This is a genomic window from Mesorhizobium sp. BHbdii, assembly GCF_053848045.1.
Map to the genome: position 1 here is coordinate 57075 of NZ_JBSPKX010000006.1, position 21438 is coordinate 78512.

22 protein-coding genes and 2 pseudogenes are annotated in these 21438 nt (G+C 63.6%); 13 read left to right on the forward strand and 11 right to left on the reverse strand.

Annotated features, from left to right (window positions below; genetic code table 11):
• Nucleotides 1–252: 252 nt before the first annotated feature.
• The 3 genes from hdaA to ACWTU8_RS26230 are packed head-to-tail and all read right to left on the reverse strand — an operon-like array spanning nt 253 to nt 2694.
• The gene (gene hdaA, locus ACWTU8_RS26220; RefSeq protein ID WP_455850525.1) at nt 253–960 is read right to left on the reverse strand and encodes a DnaA regulatory inactivator HdaA; all 708 of its coding nucleotides are present in this window, start codon (nt 958–960) and stop codon (nt 253–255) included.
• A 5-nt stretch (nt 961–965) separates the two neighbouring features.
• On the reverse strand, nt 966–2165 hold the full coding sequence (locus ACWTU8_RS26225; RefSeq protein ID WP_455850437.1) for an AI-2E family transporter: 1200 nt from the start codon (nt 2163–2165) through the stop codon (nt 966–968).
• The gene (locus ACWTU8_RS26230) at nt 2137–2694 is read right to left on the reverse strand and encodes a CDP-alcohol phosphatidyltransferase family protein (RefSeq protein WP_455850526.1); all 558 of its coding nucleotides are present in this window, start codon (nt 2692–2694) and stop codon (nt 2137–2139) included. Before ACWTU8_RS26230 ends, ACWTU8_RS26225 begins: the two co-directional genes overlap by 29 nt.
• A gap of 616 nt (nt 2695–3310) precedes the next feature.
• Here ACWTU8_RS26230 and purM point away from each other — a divergent pair.
• The 3 genes from purM to ACWTU8_RS26245 are packed head-to-tail and all read left to right on the forward strand — an operon-like array spanning nt 3311 to nt 5623.
• Entirely contained in the window at nt 3311–4375 is a 1065-nt protein-coding gene (gene purM, locus ACWTU8_RS26235; RefSeq protein ID WP_455850438.1) for a phosphoribosylformylglycinamidine cyclo-ligase, read from the forward strand.
• Nucleotides 4372–5082, forward strand: a complete 711-nt coding sequence (gene purN / locus ACWTU8_RS26240; RefSeq protein WP_455850439.1) for a phosphoribosylglycinamide formyltransferase — start codon at nt 4372–4374, stop codon at nt 5080–5082. The genes purM and purN overlap by 4 nt, the downstream gene beginning before the upstream one ends.
• 16 nt (nt 5083–5098) lie before the next feature.
• Complete coding sequence (locus ACWTU8_RS26245; RefSeq protein WP_029354299.1) at nt 5099–5623, forward strand: SixA phosphatase family protein; 525 nt, start codon at nt 5099–5101, stop codon at nt 5621–5623.
• Between the two features lie 199 nt (nt 5624–5822).
• On the opposite strand, the gene ACWTU8_RS26250 is transcribed toward ACWTU8_RS26245, so the two are convergent.
• The 5 genes from ACWTU8_RS26250 to ACWTU8_RS26270 form a co-directional block, all read right to left on the reverse strand.
• The gene (locus ACWTU8_RS26250) at nt 5823–6092 is read right to left on the reverse strand and encodes a DUF680 domain-containing protein (RefSeq protein WP_455850440.1); all 270 of its coding nucleotides are present in this window, start codon (nt 6090–6092) and stop codon (nt 5823–5825) included.
• A 364-nt stretch (nt 6093–6456) separates the two neighbouring features.
• Nucleotides 6457–6609, reverse strand: coding sequence for a hypothetical protein (locus tag ACWTU8_RS26255; RefSeq protein ID WP_455850441.1), 153 nt, complete (start codon nt 6607–6609; stop codon nt 6457–6459).
• Nucleotides 6610–6717: 108 nt separating this feature from the next.
• Entirely contained in the window at nt 6718–8826 is a 2109-nt protein-coding gene (locus ACWTU8_RS26260) for a molybdopterin-containing oxidoreductase family protein (protein ID WP_455850442.1), read from the reverse strand.
• A 48-nt stretch (nt 8827–8874) separates the two neighbouring features.
• Nucleotides 8875–10752: an ABC-F family ATP-binding cassette domain-containing protein gene (locus ACWTU8_RS26265; protein ID WP_287338188.1), complete on the reverse strand. Its 1878-nt coding sequence runs from the start codon at nt 10750–10752 to the stop codon at nt 8875–8877.
• Nucleotides 10753–11148: 396 nt separating this feature from the next.
• Entirely contained in the window at nt 11149–11334 is a 186-nt protein-coding gene (locus tag ACWTU8_RS26270) for a hypothetical protein (RefSeq protein WP_029354302.1), read from the reverse strand.
• 151 nt (nt 11335–11485) lie between these two features.
• Here ACWTU8_RS26270 and ACWTU8_RS26275 point away from each other — a divergent pair, with 151 nt between their 5' ends.
• The 3 genes from ACWTU8_RS26275 (at nt 11486) to ACWTU8_RS26285 (ending at nt 14299) form a co-directional block, all read left to right on the forward strand.
• On the forward strand, nt 11486–11656 hold the full coding sequence (locus ACWTU8_RS26275) for a hypothetical protein (protein ID WP_084831665.1): 171 nt from the start codon (nt 11486–11488) through the stop codon (nt 11654–11656).
• Nucleotides 11657–11757: 101 nt separating this feature from the next.
• Nucleotides 11758–13839, forward strand: coding sequence for an ATP-dependent helicase (locus tag ACWTU8_RS26280; RefSeq protein WP_455850443.1), 2082 nt, complete (start codon nt 11758–11760; stop codon nt 13837–13839).
• Between the two features lie 157 nt (nt 13840–13996).
• Complete coding sequence (locus ACWTU8_RS26285; RefSeq protein ID WP_455850444.1) at nt 13997–14299, forward strand: DUF982 domain-containing protein; 303 nt, start codon at nt 13997–13999, stop codon at nt 14297–14299.
• An 86-nt stretch (nt 14300–14385) separates the two neighbouring features.
• Here ACWTU8_RS26285 and ACWTU8_RS26290 read toward each other — a convergent pair whose 3' ends face one another.
• Entirely contained in the window at nt 14386–15174 is a 789-nt protein-coding gene (locus ACWTU8_RS26290; protein ID WP_455850445.1) for a GGDEF domain-containing protein, read from the reverse strand.
• Nucleotides 15175–15274: 100 nt separating this feature from the next.
• Nucleotides 15275–15787: a DinB family protein gene (locus ACWTU8_RS26295; RefSeq protein ID WP_455850446.1), complete on the reverse strand. Its 513-nt coding sequence runs from the start codon at nt 15785–15787 to the stop codon at nt 15275–15277.
• 91 nt (nt 15788–15878) lie between these two features.
• Between ACWTU8_RS26295 and ACWTU8_RS26300 the strand changes: the two genes are divergently transcribed.
• From ACWTU8_RS26300 to ndk, 4 genes are all read left to right on the forward strand, one after another.
• Nucleotides 15879–16574 (forward strand): glutathione S-transferase family protein, encoded by a 696-nt coding sequence (locus ACWTU8_RS26300; protein ID WP_455850447.1) that lies wholly within the window; start codon nt 15879–15881, stop codon nt 16572–16574.
• Between the two features lie 89 nt (nt 16575–16663).
• Nucleotides 16664–17299: a 5,6-dimethylbenzimidazole synthase gene (gene bluB / locus ACWTU8_RS26305; RefSeq protein WP_455850448.1), complete on the forward strand. Its 636-nt coding sequence runs from the start codon at nt 16664–16666 to the stop codon at nt 17297–17299.
• A 57-nt stretch (nt 17300–17356) separates the two neighbouring features.
• Entirely contained in the window at nt 17357–17653 is a 297-nt protein-coding gene (locus ACWTU8_RS26310; RefSeq protein ID WP_029354315.1) for a DUF1905 domain-containing protein, read from the forward strand.
• Between the two features lie 129 nt (nt 17654–17782).
• A complete protein-coding gene (ndk, locus tag ACWTU8_RS26315; RefSeq protein WP_455850449.1) occupies nt 17783–18205 on the forward strand; it encodes a nucleoside-diphosphate kinase in 423 nt (140 codons plus the stop codon).
• A 138-nt stretch (nt 18206–18343) separates the two neighbouring features.
• Here ndk and ACWTU8_RS26320 read toward each other — a convergent pair whose 3' ends face one another.
• Entirely contained in the window at nt 18344–19108 is a 765-nt protein-coding gene (locus ACWTU8_RS26320; protein ID WP_455850450.1) for a YbaY family lipoprotein, read from the reverse strand.
• A 390-nt stretch (nt 19109–19498) separates the two neighbouring features.
• Here ACWTU8_RS26320 and ACWTU8_RS26325 point away from each other — a divergent pair.
• From ACWTU8_RS26325 to ACWTU8_RS26335, 3 genes and pseudogenes are all read left to right on the forward strand, one after another.
• Nucleotides 19499–19645 (forward strand): annotated as a pseudogene (locus ACWTU8_RS26325) (BufA1 family periplasmic bufferin-type metallophore); the annotation flags it as partial.
• 99 nt (nt 19646–19744) lie between these two features.
• Nucleotides 19745–20668 carry an MNIO family bufferin maturase gene (bufB, locus tag ACWTU8_RS26330; protein WP_455850527.1) on the forward strand — a complete coding sequence of 308 codons (924 nt, stop codon included), beginning with the start codon at nt 19745–19747 and terminating at the stop codon, nt 20666–20668.
• A pseudogene (locus ACWTU8_RS26335) lies at nt 20655–21438 on the forward strand (HvfC/BufC family peptide modification chaperone). Before bufB ends, ACWTU8_RS26335 begins: the two are co-directional and overlap by 14 nt.

Genomic DNA, 21438 nt, shown 5'->3' on the forward strand with positions numbered 1-21438 from the left:
ATTACAACAGCCAAAGGCGGAGCGGGATTGCGATTATCCGTGGGCGCGGTTGCCAGTGCCGTATACGCGCGACTGGCGACCCCTCTTTGAAGGCAAGCTCGCCGGGAAGAGAACCCCAACCGCCTCATCTCCCGGCGAGCCTACAACCTGATTTGATACGCATCAGGACCGGGGTTAGCCGGCAAGGCTGACCTTGCAAAATGGATGCCAGCACTGATTTCCCGAAATGGGACACCGCCTGAGCCTGTCGTATCAGATCTCGAACTCGCCCTGCCCCTCATCCATGGCGCTGACGGTTTCGGCGGCCAGCGCCCTAGTGATCGGCGTCTTGCGCTCCAGTGCCGTGCGATCCAGCCGCTCGACCACCCGCATCGCGGTTGCCAGCGAGCGTTCGATGCGGCGCACCAGATATTGCACGACATGCGGCTCGACCTCGACCTGGCGGTCGGCGAACAGTTTGGTGATGACGCCGGCCAGCAAGTGATCGTCGGGCTCGTGGATCTCGACCGTTGCCGCCGCCTTCAGCCGCGAAGCGAGGTCCGGAAGTCTGACGCCCCAGGCGGACGGAAAGCGCCGCGCGGTGAAGAGCAAGGTCGAGCCGGCCCCGCGCACTGCGTTGATCAGATGGAACAGCCCCTCTTCATCGACCGGACCGGCATCGGCATCGTCGATCAGGGCCGGCCGCGCGCCGAGGCTCGCCATGCAGTCGCCGATCCGCCCGGCGTCGATCTTCACTGCGCCGGCGCGGGCGCGCCAGATGGAGGCCAGGTGGGTTTTTCCAGAGCCCGCCGGACCGGCGAGCACGACCACCGGCGACGGCCAGTCCGGCCAGCGGTCGACCAGCGCCACCGCCTGGCGGTTGGTGCCGGAGACGACGAGCTCATCGCGCGAATAGCCGGTGCCGTGGCCGAGATCGAGCGGCAACTGGCGCGGCGGGTCGATCTTGTTGTGGTCCGGCATCTGGCTCAACTGCGCGGCCCACCGCTCCCGCGGCGACGCGCCGGCAGCGGCGGGACAGGTTCGGTATTGTGGCCCTTGTAGAGCGGCGAATCGAGATAGCGGGAAATGGCAAAGCGCACCAGAACGGCAACGGCGGCCGAGGCCGGCACGGCGATCAGCAAGCCGACGAAGCCGAACAGCGCGCCGAAGGCAAACAGCGAAAACATCAGCCACACCGGATGCAGGCCGACGCTTTTGCCGACCAGCCTCGGCTGCAGGATGTTGCCCTCGATAAACTGGCCGACGAAGAACACGCCGGCCACCGCCGCGACCATGGTCCAGTCCGGCCAGAACTGGACGAAGGCGACGCCGACGGCCAGCACCAACCCGGTCAGCGAGCCGACATAGGGAATAAAAGAGATCAGCCCGGCGAACAGGCCGATGAGGATGCCGAAATTCAGGCCGGTCAAGGTCAGCCCGGTGGCGTACATGGCGCCCAGTACCAGGCACAGCGTGCCCTGGCCGCGCACAAAGCCGGCGGTGGCGGTGTTGATGTCGTTGGCGATTGCCCTGACGGTCTGGACATAGTCGCGCGGCACCCAGCTGTCGACAATCGCCACCATGCGGTCCCAGTCGAGCAGCATGTAGAAGGCGACGACGGGCGTGACGACGAACAGGCTGACCACCGATACCAGCGCCACGCCGGAGCTCCAGATCGAGGTGAACACCGTGGTCAAAAGACCGAAGCCGGAGGTCAGCAGCGAATTCAACCCTTCGCGCAGGCCATTGGCGTCGACTCCGAAATTCTCTTCCAGCCATCTCGGATCGAAGCTGGTGATCAGGGTCTGCAGGCGGGTCAGGTATTCCGGCAGCTTGCTGGCGAAATCGGCCATCTGCGAAGCCAGCACCGGAATCAGGATGACGAAGGCCAGTACCAGAACGACGATGAAGGCAAACAGGATGACAATCGTCGCCATCAGCCTGGACAGGCCGAGCCGCTGCAGCCGGTCTGCGACCGGGTCGAGGAAGTAGGCGAGCACCATGCCGGCGACGAACGGCAGCAGGATGCCGCTGAAGACATAGAGGAAGATCGCGAGGATGACGGCGCTGATCAGCCAGAAGCGGATTTGGCGCCGAAACACGCCAGACGCGGCAGCATCGGCAGCCGCAGCCTCGGCAGCCGCGTCGATGTCCTGGTCAGGTGCCCGGTGTGGAGCCTTCGCCATAGCCGCTCATATGCCTCAGCCAAGCCACGAGATAGGCCGCGGCCGAAGCCACGGTCAAGACCCCGGACAGCAATATGAGCGTCGGCCTGAGCGGGTCGAGATCGATGGCGAGGGCCAGCTCGCCCAGCACCACCGCCGCCAGCCCGATCTGGATGGCAGTGTTGGCTTTCGACACGAAGAGCGGCTTCATCTCGACCGGGTGGGCCATGACGGTGGACAAAACGACGGCGCAGACGATCAGCGCATCGCGCGACACCATGGTGATGACCAGCCACAGCGGCAATTCACCAATGAAGCCCAGCACCACGAACACCGAGACCAGCAGCAATTTGTCGGCCATCGGATCGAGATAGGCGCCAAGCTGCGAAAACTGATTGAAGTGGCGGGCGATGAAGCCGTCGACGCCGTCGGAAATGCCGGCGATCAGGAAGCCGGCGAAAGCCCAGTCCCAGCGCGCCTGCAGCATGGCCAGCACCACGCCCGGCACCAGCACGAAACGCATGATCGTGATCATGTTGGGGATGGTCAAACGCATATCCCGTCGCTTCTGTTTTGATGATACATGATGGAGATGAGAGGCTACGGCAAGTGGCGACGCTCTCTGCTCGCTCACCTGCTCCACTCCAAACCGAAAAAGAAGCTAGCGAATGTCGATGGTACAGAGAATTACAATCGCCCTGCGTGTCACACTTTGCTATTTGGCCGGAGTGACAGAAAGCCTCCTGGCTTTCGCATCTTTAACGACTCCACACCGCGACTCGGCGATGCATGATCATTTGACCAGTTTCGTTCTTCAACTGGTCGTCGGCCTTCTCGTGTCTTGGCCTCTCTGGTTAGTGGCTGCCGCCGTGGCGTTCGTTTTCGGGCGGTCAGTCGACGTAAACCCAGGTGTCTGGAGTGTGGCGGCAAGTTTGATCGCCGCCGGTTTCTCCTACGGAGTCCTCCCGAGCGGCGAGGTCAGGTCTTTAGCGACCGTCGGTGCCCTGGCCGCTGCGCTGGCGGGCATTTCTTTCTACTGCTGGAGCGTATGGAGCCCGGTTCGGCCGGTCTAATTGAACACCGCCATCGGCCTTGCCTTGCGGGGCAAAACCGTTCATGCGAAGAGCCCTCAAGCAAACGAAACAGCGATGAGCAGGCGCCGGAAAATGAGCAAGCGCAAGAACGGGCTCACCTATGCCGAGGCGGGTGTCGACATCGATGCCGGCAATCTCATGGTCGAGAAGATCAAGCCGCTGGTGCGCGCGACGCGTCGGCCGGGCGCCGATGGCGAGATCGGCGGCTTTGGCGGCCTGTTCGACCTCAAGGCCGCCGGCTTCACCGACCCGGTGCTGGTCGCCGCCAATGACGGCGTCGGCACCAAGCTGAAGATCGCCATCGATGCGGGCAAGCACGACACGATCGGCATCGACCTCGTCGCGATGTGCGTCAACGATATTGTCGTGCAGGGCGCCGAGCCATTGTTCTTCCTCGACTATTTCGCTACCGGCAAGCTCGATCCAGACCAGGGTGCTTCGATCGTCGGCGGCATCGCCGAGGGCTGCCGGCAGGCCGGATGCGCGCTGATCGGCGGCGAGACGGCGGAAATGCCCGGCATGTATCACGGCAACGACTACGACCTTGCCGGCTTTGCCGTGGGCGCGGCCGAACGCGGCCAGTTGCTGCCGACCGACGACATCGTCGAGGGCGACGTGCTGTTGGGGCTGGCCTCCTCGGGCGTGCATTCAAATGGCTTTTCGCTGGTCCGCCGCATCGTCGCCACCAGCGGCCTTGCGTGGACCGATCCAGCGCCCTTCAACGATGAAGCGACGCTGGCCGAGGCGCTGCTCGAGCCGACCCGCATCTACGTCAAGTCGATCCTCAAGGCGATCCGTAACACGCATGGCATCAAGGCGCTGGCCCACATCACCGGCGGCGGCTTTCCTGAAAACATCCCGCGCGTCCTGCCGAAAGATTTTTCCGCTGAGCTCGATCTCGATGCCATCGAGGTGCCGGCGGTATTCTCGTGGCTGGCGAAGACCGGCGGCGTGGCGCCCGCAGAGATGATGCGCACTTTCAACTGCGGTGTCGGCATGATCCTCGCCGTCGCCTCCGGCCAGGCGGCACAGGTCGCGGCCGTCCTGCAGGAGGCCGGTGAGAGCGTGACGCCGATCGGCCGCATCGTGCCGCGCCGCGACGCCGGCGTGATCTATCGGGGCTCGATCGGCCTATGAACGCGCGCAAACGCACCGTGGTGCTGATTTCGGGACGCGGCTCCAACATGACGGCGCTGATCGCCGCGGCCAGCAACCTGGACTATCCGGCCGAGATCGTCGGCGTCATTTCCGACCGGGCCAATGCCGCCGGTCTCGGTATCGCCGCGGCGCGCGGCATCGCCACCAAGGTGATTTCGCGAGCCGACTATACCAGCAAGGAAGCGCATGACGGGGCGATCGACGCCGCACTTGTCTCGTTCGGCGCCGAGATCGTGGCGCTGGCCGGTTACATGCGCATCCTCGGCGCGCGCTTCGTCGAGAAGTGGCTGGGACGGATGATCAACATCCACCCTGCCCTGTTGCCGGCCTTCAAGGGGCTGGATACGCATGCGCGAGCCATCCGCGCGGGCATCCGCATCCATGGGTGCACGGTGCATTTCGTCACCCTGGACATGGATGACGGCCCGATCATCGCCCAGGCCGCCGTGCCGGTGATGGTCGGCGACAATGAGGACATGCTCGCCGCGCGCGTGCTGAAGGCCGAGCACCGGCTTTATCCGCTGGCGCTCGGGCTGGTCGCCGAAGGCAAGGCGCGGATGGAGGGCGGCCGTACCGTGCTTGCCCACTTCGCCGAGGATGCCGACAACAGCTCCTCCGTGGTCATGGCACCCGATCCGCTGCGCGAGGAGACCGACCTCGAGCATCTGGCGCGCATCACGCCCTGAGCAGGAGAAGGCTGGCATGGCGACAACGAAGCAACTCCTTCTTCTGCGTCATGCCAAATCGAGCTGGGACGATCCTGACCTTATCGACTTCGACCGGCCGCTTTCCGGGCGCGGGGTGAAGGCCGCCCCGCTGGCCGGGCGCGAACTGGCCAGGCAGGGCTGGCTGCCGGACCTGGCGCTGGTGTCGCCGGCGCTGCGCAGCCGCGACACATGGCGGCTGGTCTCGGCGGAACTGCCGGCGAAAACGCCGGCCAAATTTGTTCAGGCGCTCTACGAGGCCAGCGCGGCAGACGTTCTCGCCAAGGTGCGGCAGGCAAATGCGGCAACGAGCAGCCTCTTGGTTCTCGGTCATAATCCCGGCCTGGAGGAATTCGCACGCCGGCTGGCCGGCGCCGGATCGGATGCCGCGGCACTCAAAAAGCTTGAAGAAAAATTCCCGACCGCAGCTCTGGCCCGCTTCGTTTTCGACGGTGACTGGGCACGGCTGGCCCTCGGCGATGCCCGGCTGACGCACTGCGTTTGGCCGAAGGATCTGCGCTAGCGCATGGGCCCGAAAATCGAAATTGATTTTTTGCTGCGCTGTCCTTCGGTTCGGAAAGGATCATGCGCAAAATTAAATGCTGCAGCGTCCTATGCGCGTGCAAAAAACGGGGCGGGTGCTTAGGCTGAGACTTCTTGATAGGCAGAAGCAAAACGGCGGGCCAAGGCCCGCCGCACTTTGCGTTCCGGAGCTTGAGGGCTTAGCGGCCCCAGTTGCCCCGGCCTGATTGAGGCACGACGGACTGGGCCGTGCCGGACTCGGGTGTCGCATTGGTGTTGACAGCGTTATGCTCGGTCGGGAGCAGCTTGCCGATCGAACCCGTGAACGTGTCGTCGACATTTCCAACAGGCGCATTGCCAGCGGGCGCTGCCGGCTGGTTGACGCCGTCCGAACCATAGTGGTCGCTGCCGGCAAAGGCGCTGCCTGCGGCAATGAGGATGGCGGCAGCGGTAAGAGCAATCTTGGTCATTTCAGGTACTCCAGTATTTCATATTTTTCAGTGTTGTGTCCGTCTCGTGGCGTGCCTTGGGAGGATTTCGCGTCGCTCGGACTACCCCGAGGTGGGTTGGCATTGGGGCGGTTTCCAATCACAAAGATGTTCCGGCCATGCCGTGAATCGGGTGCTTGAAATCCGCCAAAAGGCTTCCTTCGCCACAATCTTTGACATCTTTTTCAATGTGTTAGGCGAATTTTCCTGCCGCGGGTGCACGGTATTTGCTGAGCCGGCGTTCACACCGTCCTGCACGGCGCGTCAACAGGAAACGAACCGATCGGTTCGATTTCCGCTGATGCACAAATGTAATTCGCAGATCTACCGGCTTTGCCTTGCTGCTCTAGACGTGCACGTCACCAAAGGAGAGTTCGCCATCGTCGCGAGCACCCAGGAACGCGATGACCAGCAGGCAGGCATAGAGTGCGGCGACCAGCACGGCGATGACCACGCCAGGAATAGGCCTCAGGGCGGCGCTGGTGACGGCCTCGCGCACCGACCGACGAAGCCGATGCGGACACCTTCGGTTAGAAGACCGGGAGTCGACAGTTTCAGGATCCAGGCCATCAGCAGGATCAGCAGCATGTGGATGTAGTTCCGACGCTCACTTCGCCGCGCGCAGCCAGACCTTATTGTCGTGGAACGCAGCACCGCCATAAGGCGCCGGCGCGTCGGCGCCGGTCAGGACGTTGATGCCCTCGCCGCGCTCGTGGGCGCTGTTCGGCCAGATACCTTCGGCGATTACGACGCCGCGCCTGATGCCGTCGAACAATCTTGCGTGCAGCACGACTTCGCCCCGCGCATTGCCGATCTCGACGCGGTCGCCATTGGCCAGCCGATAGGCTGCCGCATCGTCCGGATGCAATAGCAGTTCCGGCCGGCCCTCCTTGGCCTTCGACACCGGCGTCTCCGAAAAAGTCGAGTTGAGGAAATTGCGCGCCGGCGAGGTGGTCAGCCGGAACGGATGCGCCGCATCCGCCACCTCGATCAGGTCGACGTGGTCGGGGAATTCCGGCAGGCTTGCCACCGGCCCGAACAGGCCCATGCTTTTCGGCGGCCGGTTGGGCGCCGCCTGCCCGGTCCAGTCGGCGCGGAAGCGGAATTTTCCGTCCGCGTGGCCGAAGCCGTCAATAAAATGCGCCGCCTCGAAATCCGGCTGCAAATCGAGCCACTTTTCTTCCTTGAGGCTCGAAAAACTGCCGAGCCCGCGTTTGCCCAAAATGATGTCGATATGCTGCTGCTCGGTCATGCCAAAGCCAGGCCTGTCGCCAACACCGAGCCGCTTGCCGAGTTCCTCGATGACGAAATGGTTGGTGCGCGGCCCTTCCGGCGGGTCGATCAGCTTCGGACCGAGCGTGATGTGCTGGTTGCCGCCGCCCTTGTAGACATCGTCATGCTCGAGGAACATCGTCGCCGGCAGCACGACATCGGCGAGATTTGCGGTGTCGGTCATGAACTGCTCGTGCACGCAGGAAAACAGGTCGTCGCGTAAAAAGCCCTGCTTCACCAGCCGCTGCTCCGGCGCGACATTAACCGGATTGGTGTTCTGGATCAGCAGCGCCGTCACCGGCGGGCCGCCATAGAGCGCATCCGCCGCCCCGGTCAGCACCGGGCCGATGCGTGAATGGTCGAGATAGCGGATCGCGGGGTCGCGCATCCGCGCGCCTTCCAGCAGTTCCTGGTTCAGCTTGAAGATACCCGAATTGGAATGGAAGGCGCCGCCGCCCTCATATTGCCAGCAGCCGGTGACCGCGGCGATCGAGGCTGCGGCATGCATGTTGACCGAGCCGTTGCGCTGGCGCGAGAAGCCGTAGCCGAGGCGGAAATAGGTTTTCTTCGTCGTGCCGACGAGACGGGCAAAGGCCTCGATCTCGTCGAGGGAAAGCCCGGTAATATCAGCCGCCCATTGCGGCGTCCTAGTCCGAAGATGCGCTTCCAGACCGTGCGGGTCGTCGGTGTATTTTTCCAAATAGGCGCGGTCGGCCATGCCGTCTCGGAACAGCACATGCATCACCGCGCAGGCCAGCGCGCCGTCGGTACCGGGCTTCAGCACCAGGCCGAGATCGGCCTGCTTCATCGTCGCATTCTCGTAGACGTCGATGACGACGATTTTGGCGCCGCGTTCCTTGCGCGCCTTGATCGCGTGGGTCATGACGTTGACCTGGGTGGCCACGGCATTGGTGCCCCAGATCACCACGCAGTCGGACTTGGCCATCTCGCGCGGGTCGGGACCGCGCAACGCGCCGGCGCCCATCATCCAGCCGGTCCAAGCCAGATTGGTGCAGATAGAACCGAAGAAGCCGGAATATTTCTTGGCGTGGCGCAGCCGCTCGATGCCGTCGCGCTGCACCAGTCCCATCGTGCCGGCATAGTAATAGGGCCAGACCGTCTGCGAGCCGTGTTTTGCCTCGGCCGCAATGAATTTTTCGGCGACGAAGTCGAGTGCGGCCTCCCAGCTCGCTTCCTTCCAGGCGCCCTCGCCTTTGGCGCCGGCGCGGATCAGTGGCTTCAACAAGCGGTCGGGGTGATGGACGCGGTCGGCATAGCGGGCGACCTTGGCGCAGATGACGCCTGACGTATACGTGTTGGCCTTTGCGCCATAGACGCGGCCGATGCGCTTGCTGTCGAGCAGCTCGACCTCGAGCGCGCAGGTCGAAGGGCAATCATGCGGACAGGCCGAATGGCCGATCCTGAGCTTGGCGTGCTGATTCATAGGGCCAAACTAGCCGTTTATGGCGGCGGCGTGTAGGGCCAGATGGCGCTACTCCGCCGTGCCTTCCTCGTATTCCGCCGACATCGACAGCCATTTTTCCTCATGGGCGGCCAGCGTCTGGGCCAGTTGCGAGCGCTCCTTGGCCAGCCGTGTCGCCGTCGACGGGTCCTTTTCATAGACCGCCGGGTTGGCGAGTTCGTCCTCGATCAAGTCGATGCGCTTACGGATGCGGTCCATCAGCGCTTCGGTGGCGCGGATTTCCTTGGCCAGTGGCTCGAAGGTGGCGCGGCGTGCGGCCGCGTCGCGGCGGCGGTCGGCCTTCGAGGCTTTTTCGGCTTCGCGCTTGCCGCGGCGGTCGCCGGAGACACCGGTGACCAGCGTCTTGTAGTCATCGAGGTCGCCGTCAAAAGGATTGACCGTCCCATCCTTGACCAGCCATAGGCGGTCGGCCGTTGCCTCGAGCAGATGGCGGTCGTGCGAGATCAGGATGACGGCGCCGGGAAACTCGTTCAGCGCATGGATCAGCGATTCACGGCTGTCGATGTCGAGATGGTTGGTCGGTTCGTCGAGGATGAACAGGTTTGGGCCCTCGAAGGCCGACAGGCCCATCAGCAGTCGCGCCTTCTCGCCGCCCGACAGGTCCTTGGCGGCGGTGTTCATCTTTTCGGTGGTCAGGCCGAACTGGGCGACGCGGCCGCGCACTTTCGATTCCGGCGCTTCCGGCATCAGCCGGCGGACATGCTCATAGGCGTTTTCGTTCGGCCGGAGATCGTCGAGCTGATGCTGGGCAAAGATCGCCACCTTCAGCCCGGGCGCCACCGTCATGGTGCCGGTCTCCTGCTTCAGCCGGCCCGACAGAAGCTTGGCGAAGGTCGACTTGCCGTTGCCATTGGCACCAAGCAGCGCGATGCGGTCATCGGCGTCGATGCGCAGCGTCATCTTCTTCAGGATCGGCTGACCCTCGGTATAGCCGACATTGACGTTGTTCAGCGCGATGATCGGCGAGGCGACCGTCTTCACCGGCTCGGGAAAGGAGAACGGCCGCACATTGTCGTTCACAATTGCGGCGATCGGCTTCATCTTCTCCAGCGCCTTGATGCGCGACTGCGCCTGTCTCGCCTTGGAAGCCTTGGCCCGAAAGCGCTCGACGAAGGATTCCATGTGCTTGCGCGCGGCTTCCTGCTTGACCCTGCCCTTCTCCTGCAATTCGCGCTGCTCGGTGTATTGGCGTTCGAACTGGTCGTAGCCGCCGCGCCAGAAAGTCAGCTTCTTCTGGTCGAGATGGACGATCGAGTTGACGGCGCGGTTGAGCAGGTCGCGGTCGTGCGAGATCAGAAGTACGGTGTGCGGATATTTCGACACGTAGTTTTCCAGCCACAGCGTGCCTTCGAGGTCGAGGTAGTTGGTCGGCTCGTCGAGCAGCAGCAGATCGGGCTCGGCAAACAGCACTGCGGCGAGTGCGACGCGCATGCGCCAGCCGCCGGAGAACGATGAGGCCGGCCGTCGCTGGGCGTCGTCGTCGAAGCCGAGGCCGGCGAGGATGGTGGCGGCACGCGACTCGGCCGAATGGGCGTCGATATCGGCCAGCCGCATGTGGATGTCTGCGATGCGGTGCGGATCGGTCGCCGACTTTTCCTCCTCGATCAATGCGGAGCGTTCAAGGTCGGCCTTGAGCACGATCTCGATCAGCGGCTCCTCGGTGCCGGGCGCTTCCTGCGCCACCTGGCCTATGCGCGTGTTCTTCGGCAGGCTGATCGAGCCGGTCTCGGAGGCGAGGTCGCCGGTGATCGCCTTGAACAAAGTGGTCTTGCCGGTGCCGTTGCGGCCGACGAGGCCTGCCTTGCTGCCGGCCGGCAAGGTCAGCGAGGCATGGTCGAGAAGCAGGCGTCCGGCCATGCGGAGCGAAAGGTCGTTAATGATCAGCATGGCCGCGCTTTTGCACGGGACGTCAACGCTTCGCAAGAGCTTGAGCGCCGGTTGGCCGCATAAGGCATGAATATGGCCGGCGTCGGCAGATCGCCTGATGCCGCGGGAGGAAAGATCCGATCGCCGGCCTCACCGGATCAGAGAGCCAGCCCTGGGTTGGGCCGGGAACCTGCTGCGGCGGCGCGGCGCCTTGCGAGCATCGGCTTCTCGCATCTGAAAATGGCAGTTTTGTCACATTTGTCAGTTGATTGACTGTCCAACGAGGTCGTCTTCCGCAATCGCCCCATGACGCAACAGCAAGACTCAGCTATCTCTAGGTATGCGGTGGACCTGAACCCGCCTGGCCGGCGTCATCGCTCCCTCCCAAGCGGCGCCGGCCACTTTTTCTGCGTTCCATCACTGCGCCGGCGGCGTGCCGGGTTGATCATCGCCTGACGTCGACTTGGGTGCAGGGTCGACCTGCGGGTTTTGATCGGCGCCGGGGGCCTTTGTCGGTGGGATGTTGTTATCGCAAGCCGCGACAGCCAGCGCTGCCGCCAAAACGAGCCAGGTCGGGGCCAGCAAAATTGAGAGCTTGTTCATCGCAACCTCCTGTCATCGGGCAAACGAGACGGTGCCGATTTGGTTGCACGCTCAGGCAGAGCTCGGGGGCGCTCGGAAAGCGGGGAACAAAACGAGAGAGCGAGGAACAAAACGCGGGCTCTTCGGTTGGTCCACACCAATGGAGAAAATCATGATCCGTCTGCTCATAGCCGGTGCCGCCGTCTACGTGGCCTACCGTATAGTCAGGGAAATCATTGACGAGGTGCCCGATGACTTCGATCCGCTGTTGCTGCCGCCTCCCGATGACGACAAGTCGTTGCGGCGGCAGTCGGCGGCAATGGGCGTAGAGCCCGAGCGCTAAGTCCAGTTCATCGGCTGGTGCGCCAGTAGAAACGGACGCATCAATCGCAACTTTCGCGTCGAAACCGTTGCGAACAAAGCGGAAACGATGCTTGATGGGCAATGAACCTCGCTGCCCGTGATTCGACCTTCCGGCCTGCCTATCTCGCGAAGCTGAATGCCGAGCAGTGCCTTGCCGTCGAGCATGGCGACGGCAAGGTCGCCGGGCCGCTACTGGTGATCGCCGGAGCCGGCTCCGGCAAGACCAGCACGCTGGCGCATCGCGTCGCGCATCTGATCGTCAGGGGCGCTGACCCCAGGCGCATCCTTTTGATGACGTTTTCGCGTCGTGCCGCATCGGAAATGGCCAAGCGCGTCGAACGCATCGCCGGCGAGGTGCTCGGCCGAGACGCTTCCATCATCACCGATGCGCTGAGCTGGGCCGGCACGTTTCACGGCATCGGCGCCAGGCTGCTGCGCGATTATGCGCCGGAGATCGGCCTCGATCCGGCCTTCACCATCCATGACCGCGAGGATTCGGCCGACTTGATGAACCTCGCCCGGCACGAACTCGGCTTCTCCAAAACCGAAGGCCGTTTTCCGACCAAGGGCACGTGCCTGGCGATCTATTCGCGTGCCGTCAACGCGCAGACGCCGCTCGGCGAGATTCTCGGTTCGGTGTTTCCCTGGTGCGCGGGTTGGGCAGAACAGCTCAAGACGCTGTTCGCCCGATATGTCGAGACCAAGCAGGCGCAGAACGTGCTCGATTACGACGACCTGCTGCTCTACTGGGCGCAGATGGCCGGCGAGCCGGAGATATCAGCGCATCTGGGCGGGCGCTTCGATCATGTGCTGGTCGACGAATACCAGGACACCAACCGGCTGCAGGCCTCGATCCTCACGGCGCTCAAGCCGGACGGCTCCGGGCTGACGGTGGTCGGTGACGATGCGCAGTCGATCTATTCGTTTCGAGCGGCGGAAGTGCGCAACATCCTCGACTTCCCCAAACAGTTCGCGCAGCCGGCCGAGATCGTCATGCTTGAGCGCAACTACCGCTCGACCGAGACCATCCTGGCCGCCGCCAATGCGGTGATCGGCGAGGCCTCGGAGCGCTTTACCAAGAACCTCTGGTCGGAGCGCAAATCGGCGGAAAAGCCGAGGCTGGTCAGCGTTCGCGACGAAGCCGAGCAGGCGAGTTACGTCTGCCAAGCTATCCTGACCGAGCGTGAGGCCGGCACGGCGCTGAAAGCGCAGGCCGTGCTGTTTCGCGCCTCGCACCACAGCGGGCCGCTGGAGATCGAGCTGACGCGCCGCAACATCCCGTTCGTCAAGTTCGGCGGGCTGAAATTCCTCGACGCCGCCCATGTCAAGGACGTGCTGGCGGTGCTGCGCTTCGCCGAAAACCCGCGTGACCGCGTCGCCGGTTTCCGCGTGCTGCAGCTTTTGCCCGGTATCGGCCCTTCGGCGGCTTCGCAGATCGTCGACACAATGGCGACTTCGCTCGACGAAACGATGGGGCTGGCGCGCTACCGGCCGCCGCAACGCGCCGCCGACGACTGGCCGGGTTTCGTCGCGCTGTTCTCGCAGCTTCGCACCGGGTCGGGAAAATGGCCTGTTGATCTCGAACAGGTCAGGCTCTGGTATGAGCCGCATCTCGACCGCATCCACGAGGACGCAACGACGCGCCGGGCCGATATTCTGCAGCTCGAACAGATCGCCTCGGGCTATGCCTCGCGCGAGCGTTTCCTGACCGAGCTGACGCTCGATCCGCCGGATGCAACCAGCGACGAGGCCGGGCCGCCGCATCGCGACGAGGACTATCTGATCCTGTCGACCATCCATTCGGCCAAGGGCCAGGAATGGAAGAACGTCTTCGTGCTCAACACCGTCGACGGCTGCATCCCGATCGATCTCGCCGTCGGCTCGAAGGAGGATATCGACGAGGAGCGCCGCCTGCTCTACGTGGCGATGACGCGGGCCAAGGACGGTCTGCACCTGGTCATGCCGCAGCGCTTTTTCGTCCACGGCCAGGCGGCGCGCGGCGATCGCCACGTTTACGCCTCGCGCACCCGCTTCATCCCGGCGTCGATCCTCGGCGCCTTCGAACAGACATCATGGGCGAGCGTCCCGGCCAAGGACGATCCGCGCCGCCAGCCGCAAGTGCGCGTCGACCTTGGCGCCCGCATGCGTGACATGTGGAAATAGGCTGCCTCTTCGGCACGCCGCTCATACGGCGGAGCTTGGTGGCGAAAATCAAATCTCGGCAACATGGAACCTGATGCCGCAATCCGCGTTTCTGGGCGTCCGATTCAGATCGGAGAGCGGCGTCCGCCGTCACCTCCGCCCAATTCGAGAGGCAAGAATGCACGACCCGATGCTCTTCACCCCCGTCGCCGTTACCGTCGGCGCCGGCCACAAGCGCATAATCGCTTCGCTCTTCGACATGCACGAGTTCCTGACCGAGTTCCCGCCATCGCGGCGACGCCTGAGCTATGGCGCGGCGGTGAAGGCATGCGAGGCGGCACGCGCCGCGGAGATCTCGCCCGAAGCGGCGCGCGATGCCATGATCACCTTCGCGGCGGCGGCAGGCATTCTCTGGCCTTCGGCCCAACCGGCAGTCTCGGTCAAGCCGGTCGCGCGGGGCCAGGGCGGATACGCCGCATGACTGGCTAGGCCTCTTTTGCGACTATGGCCCGCCGAAGATGCTGTTCGTCTTCGACGGGTTTCCGACATGGGTATCAGGCGCGGCCCTCAATGGACCGTCATCAGGTCGGCGTTCGGCAAACCGCTCAATGCCGCCGCTTCAAAGCTGACTTGGTCGCGGCCGTTTGATTTAGCCCTGTATAGGTGTTTATCCGCCACAACGAACATCTCGGCATAGGTGGTCGGTCCGCTGAAGGCGACGCCGCCGATGCTTACCGAGAGGGGACAGGGTTGCCCGCCCGGGGAAAAATCCGCCTCGCGGATACGGCGCCGTATCCCCTCCGCGACCAGCCAGGAATGCGATGGGTCGGCGCCGGGAAGGAAGACTGCGAATTCCTCACCGCCAATTCGCCCGACGATGTCGGCGCCGCGCAGCTGGTCTTGAATGGTCTTGGCGATCAGCTTGAGGGCCTGATCGCCACAGTCGTGGCCGAGGCGATCGTTGACGGACTTGAAATGGTCGGCGTCGACAATCAGCAAGGCGCCGGAGCTGGCGACAGAATGGCTGCGAGCTTGCTCGAGATAGGCTTCGACAAGCAATGAAAACGCGCCGCGGTTGAACACCGCTGTCAGGCTGTCGGTCGCCGCGACAATTGTCAGTTCCTTTTGCGCGATTGCCAGCTGACGCATTTTCCACATCAGGAAAGACAGGAACGAACCGGCCAGCACCAGCGGCAGCAGCAGATCGGTGAGTTTCGCCCGCCACAGCGCTTCAGGCGACAGATACGGGAAATTGAAGGAATCGACGAAGAAGGCGGCGGCGATGCAGGCCGCGGTGCCGACAACGGTGACGGCCACCACCCTGCCCCAACTCGTGGGGGAAAAATCGATCCGCATGCCATTGCTCCCGCTATGGCAGGCTATTTTGAAGCGGGAACACGAATGAAGTCCTAAGACTTTGCTTCAATTCGATCGTGATCGATCCGGATAATCCAAATCAGGCGAAGTCGCGGCCCTCTTCGCTGCGCTGGAACAGCGTGAGGTCAAGTGGCACCGAAGGCCGGCCGAGAACGGTCAGGATCGCGTGCGCCTGGCCGCGGTGATGGGTCTGGTGGTTGAAGAAATGATCAAGCGCCGGCGCCAATCGCTGCGAGACGGTGCGCATGTCGGAGACGGTCATGTAGGAGAAGCGGCCGGACAAGGCCTTGTCGCTTAACGCCCCGACCCACTCGATGATCCTTTTGTCTTCGGCCTCGCGCGCCAGCCGCAAGCCCGGCAGGGCGCGGTGCAGGATCGTGTCGAGCCTGGCCGGCGCGTCCCCCTCGCCGGTAAAGCGCCTCATCCAGATGCGATCGGCAGTTAGAACATGGTTGAGCGTGCCCATCATCGAGCCGAAGAAAACCCCGACATTGCGGTGAAATTCTTCCTCGTCGAGATCGGCGGCGGCATCGTAGATGCGGCTATTGGCCCATTGATTGTAGGCCGCAAACATCATGAAGTGCTGTTTCATCTTTTTCTCCCGACCCGCGAGACCCCGTTTCGGGTGCCTACCGCATCGGCCCGAAACGTCGCTCTAGTAGACCGCAAGGAAGCTGCCGCCAATGACCATTCTGCTCTATGACCTCGTCGGACGCGATGCCGCCCGTCCGTTCAGCCCACATTGTTGGAAGGCGACGATGGCGCTTGCCCACAAGGGGGTCGACATCTCAACCGTGCCGACGCGTTTTCTCGAAGTGCCCACTGTCGAAGGCGGCGCTTCGAAACTCGTTCCGGTGATCCGCGACGGCGAGAAGGTGGTCGCCGATTCCTTCGCCATCGCGCTCTATCTCGATGAGGCCTATCCTGAGCGGCCGACATTGTTTTCCGGCGACGGCGGCAAGGCGATGGCGCGCTTCATCGAACGCTGGTCGCAACTGACCATCCACCCCTATGTCACCACCGCGGCGATCATGGACCTCCACGCCATGCAGGATGAGCCGAACGCCGCCTATTTCCGCCAGAGCCGCGAGCAGCGCTTCGGCAAGAGACTGGAAGAGGTGGTGGCGGCGCGAGACCTCGGCCTTGGCGCCTTCCGCGCCTCGCTGGAGCCGTTGCGCTCGATGCTCACCTATCAGCCGTTCATCGGCGGCCAATCACCGCTGTTTGCCGACTACATCGTCTTCGGCGCGCTGCAATGGGCGCGCATCGCCTCACGCTACCGGTTGCTCGACGACAGCGATGTGGTGGCGCAGTGGTTCGAGCGCTGCCTCGATTTGCATGGCGGCCTCGGCCGCAAGGTGGCGGCGGCTGCCGCATAGAGCAGTAAGGCAGTAGGTATGCGCACCCCCATGACTTACTGCCCTACTCCCCTACTCCCCTACTCCCCTAACAAAGGCAGCACGACCCCATGACGTCAGGCCCGGAATTCCCGGACGATTTTCGCGCCGAGTTGGGCAACCTCTTCCTGTGGCGGCGGGACGTCAGGCGATTCAAGCCGACGCCGCTTCCGGAAGGCGCTCTGGAGCGGCTGCTTGACCTCGCCAGCATTGCGCCCTCGGTTGGGCTGAGCCAGCCCTGGCGTTTCGTCATGGTCGAGAGTGCGGAATGCCGCGCCGCGGTCAGGACATGCTTCGAGCGCTGCAATGCAGAGGCGCTCGCATCGTTCGACGGCGAACGCGCCGCGCTCTATGCACGCCTGAAGCTCGCCGGCTTGAACGAGGCGCCCTGTCAATTCGCGGTTTTCGCCGACCGCGCGACAGAACAGGGACATGGGCTCGGCCGCCTGACCATGCCCGCGACCATCGAATATTCGGCGGTGATGGCGATCCACACCTTTTGGCTGGCGGCGCGCGCGGAAGGAATAGGCATGGGCTGGGTCTCGATTCTCGATCCGGCCGAAATGGCAACGATCCTGGACGCGCCGCCGGAGTGGACGCTGATCGGTTACTTCTGCGTCGGCTACCCGAGCGAGAACCACAGCGTGCCGGAACTGGAACGGGAAGGCTGGGAAATTCGGCGCGCTTCGACCGTGATAAGGCGGTAGTGCAACGGCAACGCTGCCAATCTCCTCTTGACGGCCTTGATCTGAGGAAGGGCCAAAATGTTTCGCTACGACGTGCAGGCTGAGATCTGGGTCTATCCAGGCAAGGGCGGCTGGCATTTCGTGACGCTGCCGCCGGAGCTTGGGGCACGGATCAAGACGGCGACGGCGGGGATGGCGCGGCCCTGGGGCTCGCTTGGCGTGGAAGCCATCATCGGCCAGACCAGATGGCGGACATCGCTGTTTCCTGACAAGAAGTCCGGCAGCCTGCTCTTGCCGATCAAGACGGCGGTCCGGGTCCGCGAAGGCCTTCGGGCTGGCGACACGGCCAACCTGACGATCGAGATGCAGTTATGACAACATTGGTTCTGACTGACGGCGACACGCTATGCGGCGGCTAGGGCCAGCCTCCCCTTGGCAAGCCGGCGGGCGGCTTGTATAGAGCCCGCCACCCTGAATTCCACTCTCCATCACAAGGACGATCCCATGGCGCTCGAACGCACCTTTTCCATGATCAAGCCGGACGCGACCCGACGCAATCTCACCGGCGCCATTACCCAGACGCTCGAAGAAGCCGGCCTGCGGGTCATCGCCTCGCGCCGGGTGTGGATGAGCCGCCGCGAGGCGGAAGGCTTTTATGCCGTCCACAAGGATCGTCCGTTCTTCGGCGAGCTGGTGGAGTCCATGTCGTCGGGCCCAACCGTCGTGCAGGTGCTTGAAGGCGAGAACGCGATTGCCAAAAACCGCGACGTGATGGGCGCCACCAACCCGGCCAACGCCGCCGAAGGCACCATCCGCAAGGTGCACGCGCTGTCGATCGGCGAGAATTCCGTGCACGGCTCCGACGCGCCGGAGACCGCCGCGCAGGAGATCAAATACTGGTTCTCGGACACAGAGATCGTCGGCTGAGCCGATAAGTCAATCACCACGTCACATGCAAAAAAAGGCCGGCGCAATGCTGGCCTTTTTTCGTTGCGGCGATCCTGCACCGGACGCCGACGCCCTCCAACCGCGCATAATGCTCAAAACCGAAACCGGTTTGAACGATCAGCTCGCGGCGTTGAAGCGCAGAATGACGCGGCCGTCCTTGTCGGCGATAACAAGCTTGCCGGCGTCGACATGGTACGACGCCGCCTTGGCGAGCGCCTCGAACAGCGCCTTTTCCTCGGCCATGATCTCGGGCGCGCAGGCTTTGAAGGTCGAACCGATGTCATTGATGGCGATCGTCGAACCATCGACTTTGGCGATGGCGAAGTAGACGTTGCAAGGACCGCTGCCGCCGGCCTTGCCGGCCTCGCTGATCCTGAACGTCGCCTGCGGCTCGGCGATCACACCAATGCCGTCGATATACTCGATCAGCCAGCTCTGCCCGAACACCGGCGCCGACGCCGGCTGCTCGCTCGAGGTCACCATCTTCAGCATGATGGTCTGCGGCGCGTCGCTCAGCGGATCAACGTGGTGGCGCATATCGGAGATGAACAACAGCCTGTCGTCGACGGTGATGCGCGCCTGCAGCACATAGGTCATATCAGGCCGGATCACCTGGGGATCGAAGCTGATCTCGAACTTGATCGGCACCTGGCCGGCCGGCGCCATCTTGCGCTCGCCGATGACAGCGGCCGGCGCACTGGCCTGCGAGACATTGGCAAGCTGCACGAAAAGCACCGCGTTGGGCGGCAGCGCGATGCGCTCGCGATACGTCACCTCGCCCTTCAGGGTCTTCTCGGCAGCGACGGACAACTCAGGCACCAGTATACCAACGACCAGCGGCATGACACCGAAGAGGAAGAACTTGGCGATCCTGCCCAGCATGATCCTGCTCCCCCAGCGCACCAAACTGGTCGCAACGTCTCGCAGGATTGCGGTGGTTCCGTGGCGCCCCACACACGCACTGTTCGCACGGCGGTGCCATCCGGCTTGTGGTCTTTGTTCGTCGGCCGCCTTGGCATGACCGGCATTATGCTCAAGCCAGGTCCCAGGCGATCACGAGGTCGTGTTCCCCAAAAGATGTAACACAGCGGCCTCCGGACCGAACCTTACCAATGCGCGCTTGAGGAACGGGCGCGCAACAACCCAATCGGAGGTGAAATCATGACAACGAGATCAACCGTGAGCGCAGCCTTTCTGGCCGGCGCCGTTGCCACGGCTCTTGCTTCTTTTGCGACGGCCGCGCCGCTATCCGAGGCAGAGGCCAACGCGGCGATGGATGCCGGCAAGGAGAAGTGCTTTGGCGTCGCCCTGAAGGGGCAGAACGACTGCGCGGCAGGACCTGGCACTACCTGCCAAGGGACCTCGACTGTCGATTACCAAGGCAACGCCTCGAAGTTTGTCGACGGCGGCACCTGCACGACGATGGACTTACCCGGCGACCGCAAGGGCTCGCCCACGGAACTGACCCGCGACATCCCCTTCGTAAGCAATGCAACTGCCCGGAAAGCGGAGACGAAGATGAACGGACTGGCCCCAGCATCCCGCATGTCGAAAACCTCGCGCTTTCCGGCACACCCGGTCGCCGGCCTTGCCGGCACCAGTTTCAAGCATGAACATTCGCACGCGATCATTGCCGGCGGCAGCAAGGACGGTTTCTTCGAGGTCCACGCCGAAAACTATATGGGAGCCGGCGGCCCGCCTCACGATGCGTTGACCAAGATCCGCCGCGACTATCCCGTTTCGCTGCATGGGGTGTGCATGTCGATCGGCGGACCGCGGCCGCTCGACAAAGCGCATCTCGGCCGTCTCAGGGCGCTCGTCGACCGCTATGAGCCGGCGCTCGTTTCCGAGCATCTCGCCTGGTCGACCCACGACACCACCTATTACAACGACCTGCTTCCGCTGCCCTATACGCCGGCAACGGTTTCGCGGGTCGCGGATCACATCGACGAAATGCAGCGGGCGATCGGCCGCCCCATCCTGCTCGAGAACCCCTCGACCTACGTCCTTTTCCCGGAATCGACGATGAGCGAGACAGATTTCATTCGCGAGCTGGTGCGGCGTACCGGTTGCGGCCTGCTGCTCGACGTCAACAACGTGTTCGTTTCGGCCACCAATCACGGCTATTCAGCCCTTTCCTACCTCGCGGATTTCCCGCTCGAACATATCGGCGAAATCCATCTGGCCGGGCACGCCGAGCAGGAGGATGACGAGGGCGATGTGCTGCTCATCGACAGCCATGACGGCCCGGTCGCCGACGCGGTCTGGAAGCTCTTCGATGTCGTCATCGGCCGATGCGGGCCGCTTCCGACGCTGATCGAATGGGACAGCGACATTCCCGACTGGCCGGTGCTCAAGGCGGAGGCGGCGGTCGCCCCAAGCGACCTCGACCGTCACGCCGACAGCGATTACATATTCGGAAAAGCCCATGCCGCAGGATGAGCTCCAGTCAGGCGATCTCGGCCACCGGTTTGACTATGCCGCGGCATTCAGCGCCGGCTTGCTCGATCCTGACCGCGCCCCGCCTCACGCTGTCTCGGGGCCGAACGGGAAGGCTGCGGTCAAGCGATATGCCGTCTACCGCAACAACGTCACGGTCAGCCTGATCGATGCGCTAGCCGCCAGCTTTCCAGCGACGCTGCGTATCACCGGCCCGGACTTCTTTCGCGCAATGGCGCGCTTTCACGTTCGCGAAACACCACCCAGCTCGCCGCTTCTGTTCGAATACGGCCGCGACTTTCCCGATTTCATCGAGCGCTACGAATACGCGCAGTCGATGCCGTGGCTGGCCGACGTAGCGCGCATGGAGCGGGCTTGGCTCGACGCCTATCATGCCGCCGACGCGGAACCGTTGGCTTCCGGAGCACTGACGTCGATCCCGCCCGAACGACTGGCCGATACCGTGTTCGTGCCGCACCCGGCAACGCGCGCCATTCGTGACGATCTTCGCGGCAAACCGGAGCGACGGTCCTGTCGGGCGGATCGACGCAAACGGCCGTGAAGATGCGCTGATCACGCGGCCCGGCCTCGAAGTCTATGTCCTCCATATGCCGCCCGGCAGCGCGGTTTTTCTGGATCGCCTCATGGCGGGTGAGCCGCTCGGCGCGGCGGCCGCGGCAGCGTTTGCGGAGCGTGCCGAATTCGACCTTTCCGCCAACATTGCCGACCTGCTGCAAGCAGGCGCCTTCACAGCGGCACACCAGGGAGGATGA

Excerpts from the sequence above, each read along its gene's own strand:
- hdaA (WP_455850525.1), bottom strand. The coding sequence starts at position 960 with ATGCCGGACCACAACAAGATCGACCCGCCGCGCCAGTTGCCGCTCGAT.
- ACWTU8_RS26225 (WP_455850437.1), bottom strand. The coding sequence starts at position 2,165 with ATGGCGAAGGCTCCACACCGGGCACCTGACCAGGACATCGACGCGGCT.
- purM (WP_455850438.1), top strand. The coding sequence starts at position 3,311 with ATGAGCAAGCGCAAGAACGGGCTCACCTATGCCGAGGCGGGTGTCGAC.
- purN (WP_455850439.1), top strand. The coding sequence starts at position 4,372 with ATGAACGCGCGCAAACGCACCGTGGTGCTGATTTCGGGACGCGGCTCC.
- ACWTU8_RS26245 (WP_029354299.1), top strand. The coding sequence starts at position 5,099 with ATGGCGACAACGAAGCAACTCCTTCTTCTGCGTCATGCCAAATCGAGC.
- ACWTU8_RS26250 (WP_455850440.1), bottom strand. The coding sequence starts at position 6,092 with ATGACCAAGATTGCTCTTACCGCTGCCGCCATCCTCATTGCCGCAGGC.
- ACWTU8_RS26260 (WP_455850442.1), bottom strand. The coding sequence starts at position 8,826 with ATGAATCAGCACGCCAAGCTCAGGATCGGCCATTCGGCCTGTCCGCAT.
- ACWTU8_RS26265 (WP_287338188.1), bottom strand. The coding sequence starts at position 10,752 with ATGCTGATCATTAACGACCTTTCGCTCCGCATGGCCGGACGCCTGCTT.
- ACWTU8_RS26270 (WP_029354302.1), bottom strand. The coding sequence starts at position 11,334 with ATGAACAAGCTCTCAATTTTGCTGGCCCCGACCTGGCTCGTTTTGGCG.
- ACWTU8_RS26275 (WP_084831665.1), top strand. The coding sequence starts at position 11,486 with ATGATCCGTCTGCTCATAGCCGGTGCCGCCGTCTACGTGGCCTACCGT.
- ACWTU8_RS26280 (WP_455850443.1), top strand. The coding sequence starts at position 11,758 with ATGAACCTCGCTGCCCGTGATTCGACCTTCCGGCCTGCCTATCTCGCG.
- ACWTU8_RS26285 (WP_455850444.1), top strand. The coding sequence starts at position 13,997 with ATGCACGACCCGATGCTCTTCACCCCCGTCGCCGTTACCGTCGGCGCC.
- ACWTU8_RS26290 (WP_455850445.1), bottom strand. The coding sequence starts at position 15,174 with ATGCGGATCGATTTTTCCCCCACGAGTTGGGGCAGGGTGGTGGCCGTC.
- ACWTU8_RS26295 (WP_455850446.1), bottom strand. The coding sequence starts at position 15,787 with ATGAAACAGCACTTCATGATGTTTGCGGCCTACAATCAATGGGCCAAT.
- ACWTU8_RS26300 (WP_455850447.1), top strand. The coding sequence starts at position 15,879 with ATGACCATTCTGCTCTATGACCTCGTCGGACGCGATGCCGCCCGTCCG.
- bluB (WP_455850448.1), top strand. The coding sequence starts at position 16,664 with ATGACGTCAGGCCCGGAATTCCCGGACGATTTTCGCGCCGAGTTGGGC.
- ACWTU8_RS26310 (WP_029354315.1), top strand. The coding sequence starts at position 17,357 with ATGTTTCGCTACGACGTGCAGGCTGAGATCTGGGTCTATCCAGGCAAG.
- ndk (WP_455850449.1), top strand. The coding sequence starts at position 17,783 with ATGGCGCTCGAACGCACCTTTTCCATGATCAAGCCGGACGCGACCCGA.
- ACWTU8_RS26320 (WP_455850450.1), bottom strand. The coding sequence starts at position 19,108 with ATGCTGGGCAGGATCGCCAAGTTCTTCCTCTTCGGTGTCATGCCGCTG.
- bufB (WP_455850527.1), top strand. The coding sequence starts at position 19,745 with ATGAACGGACTGGCCCCAGCATCCCGCATGTCGAAAACCTCGCGCTTT.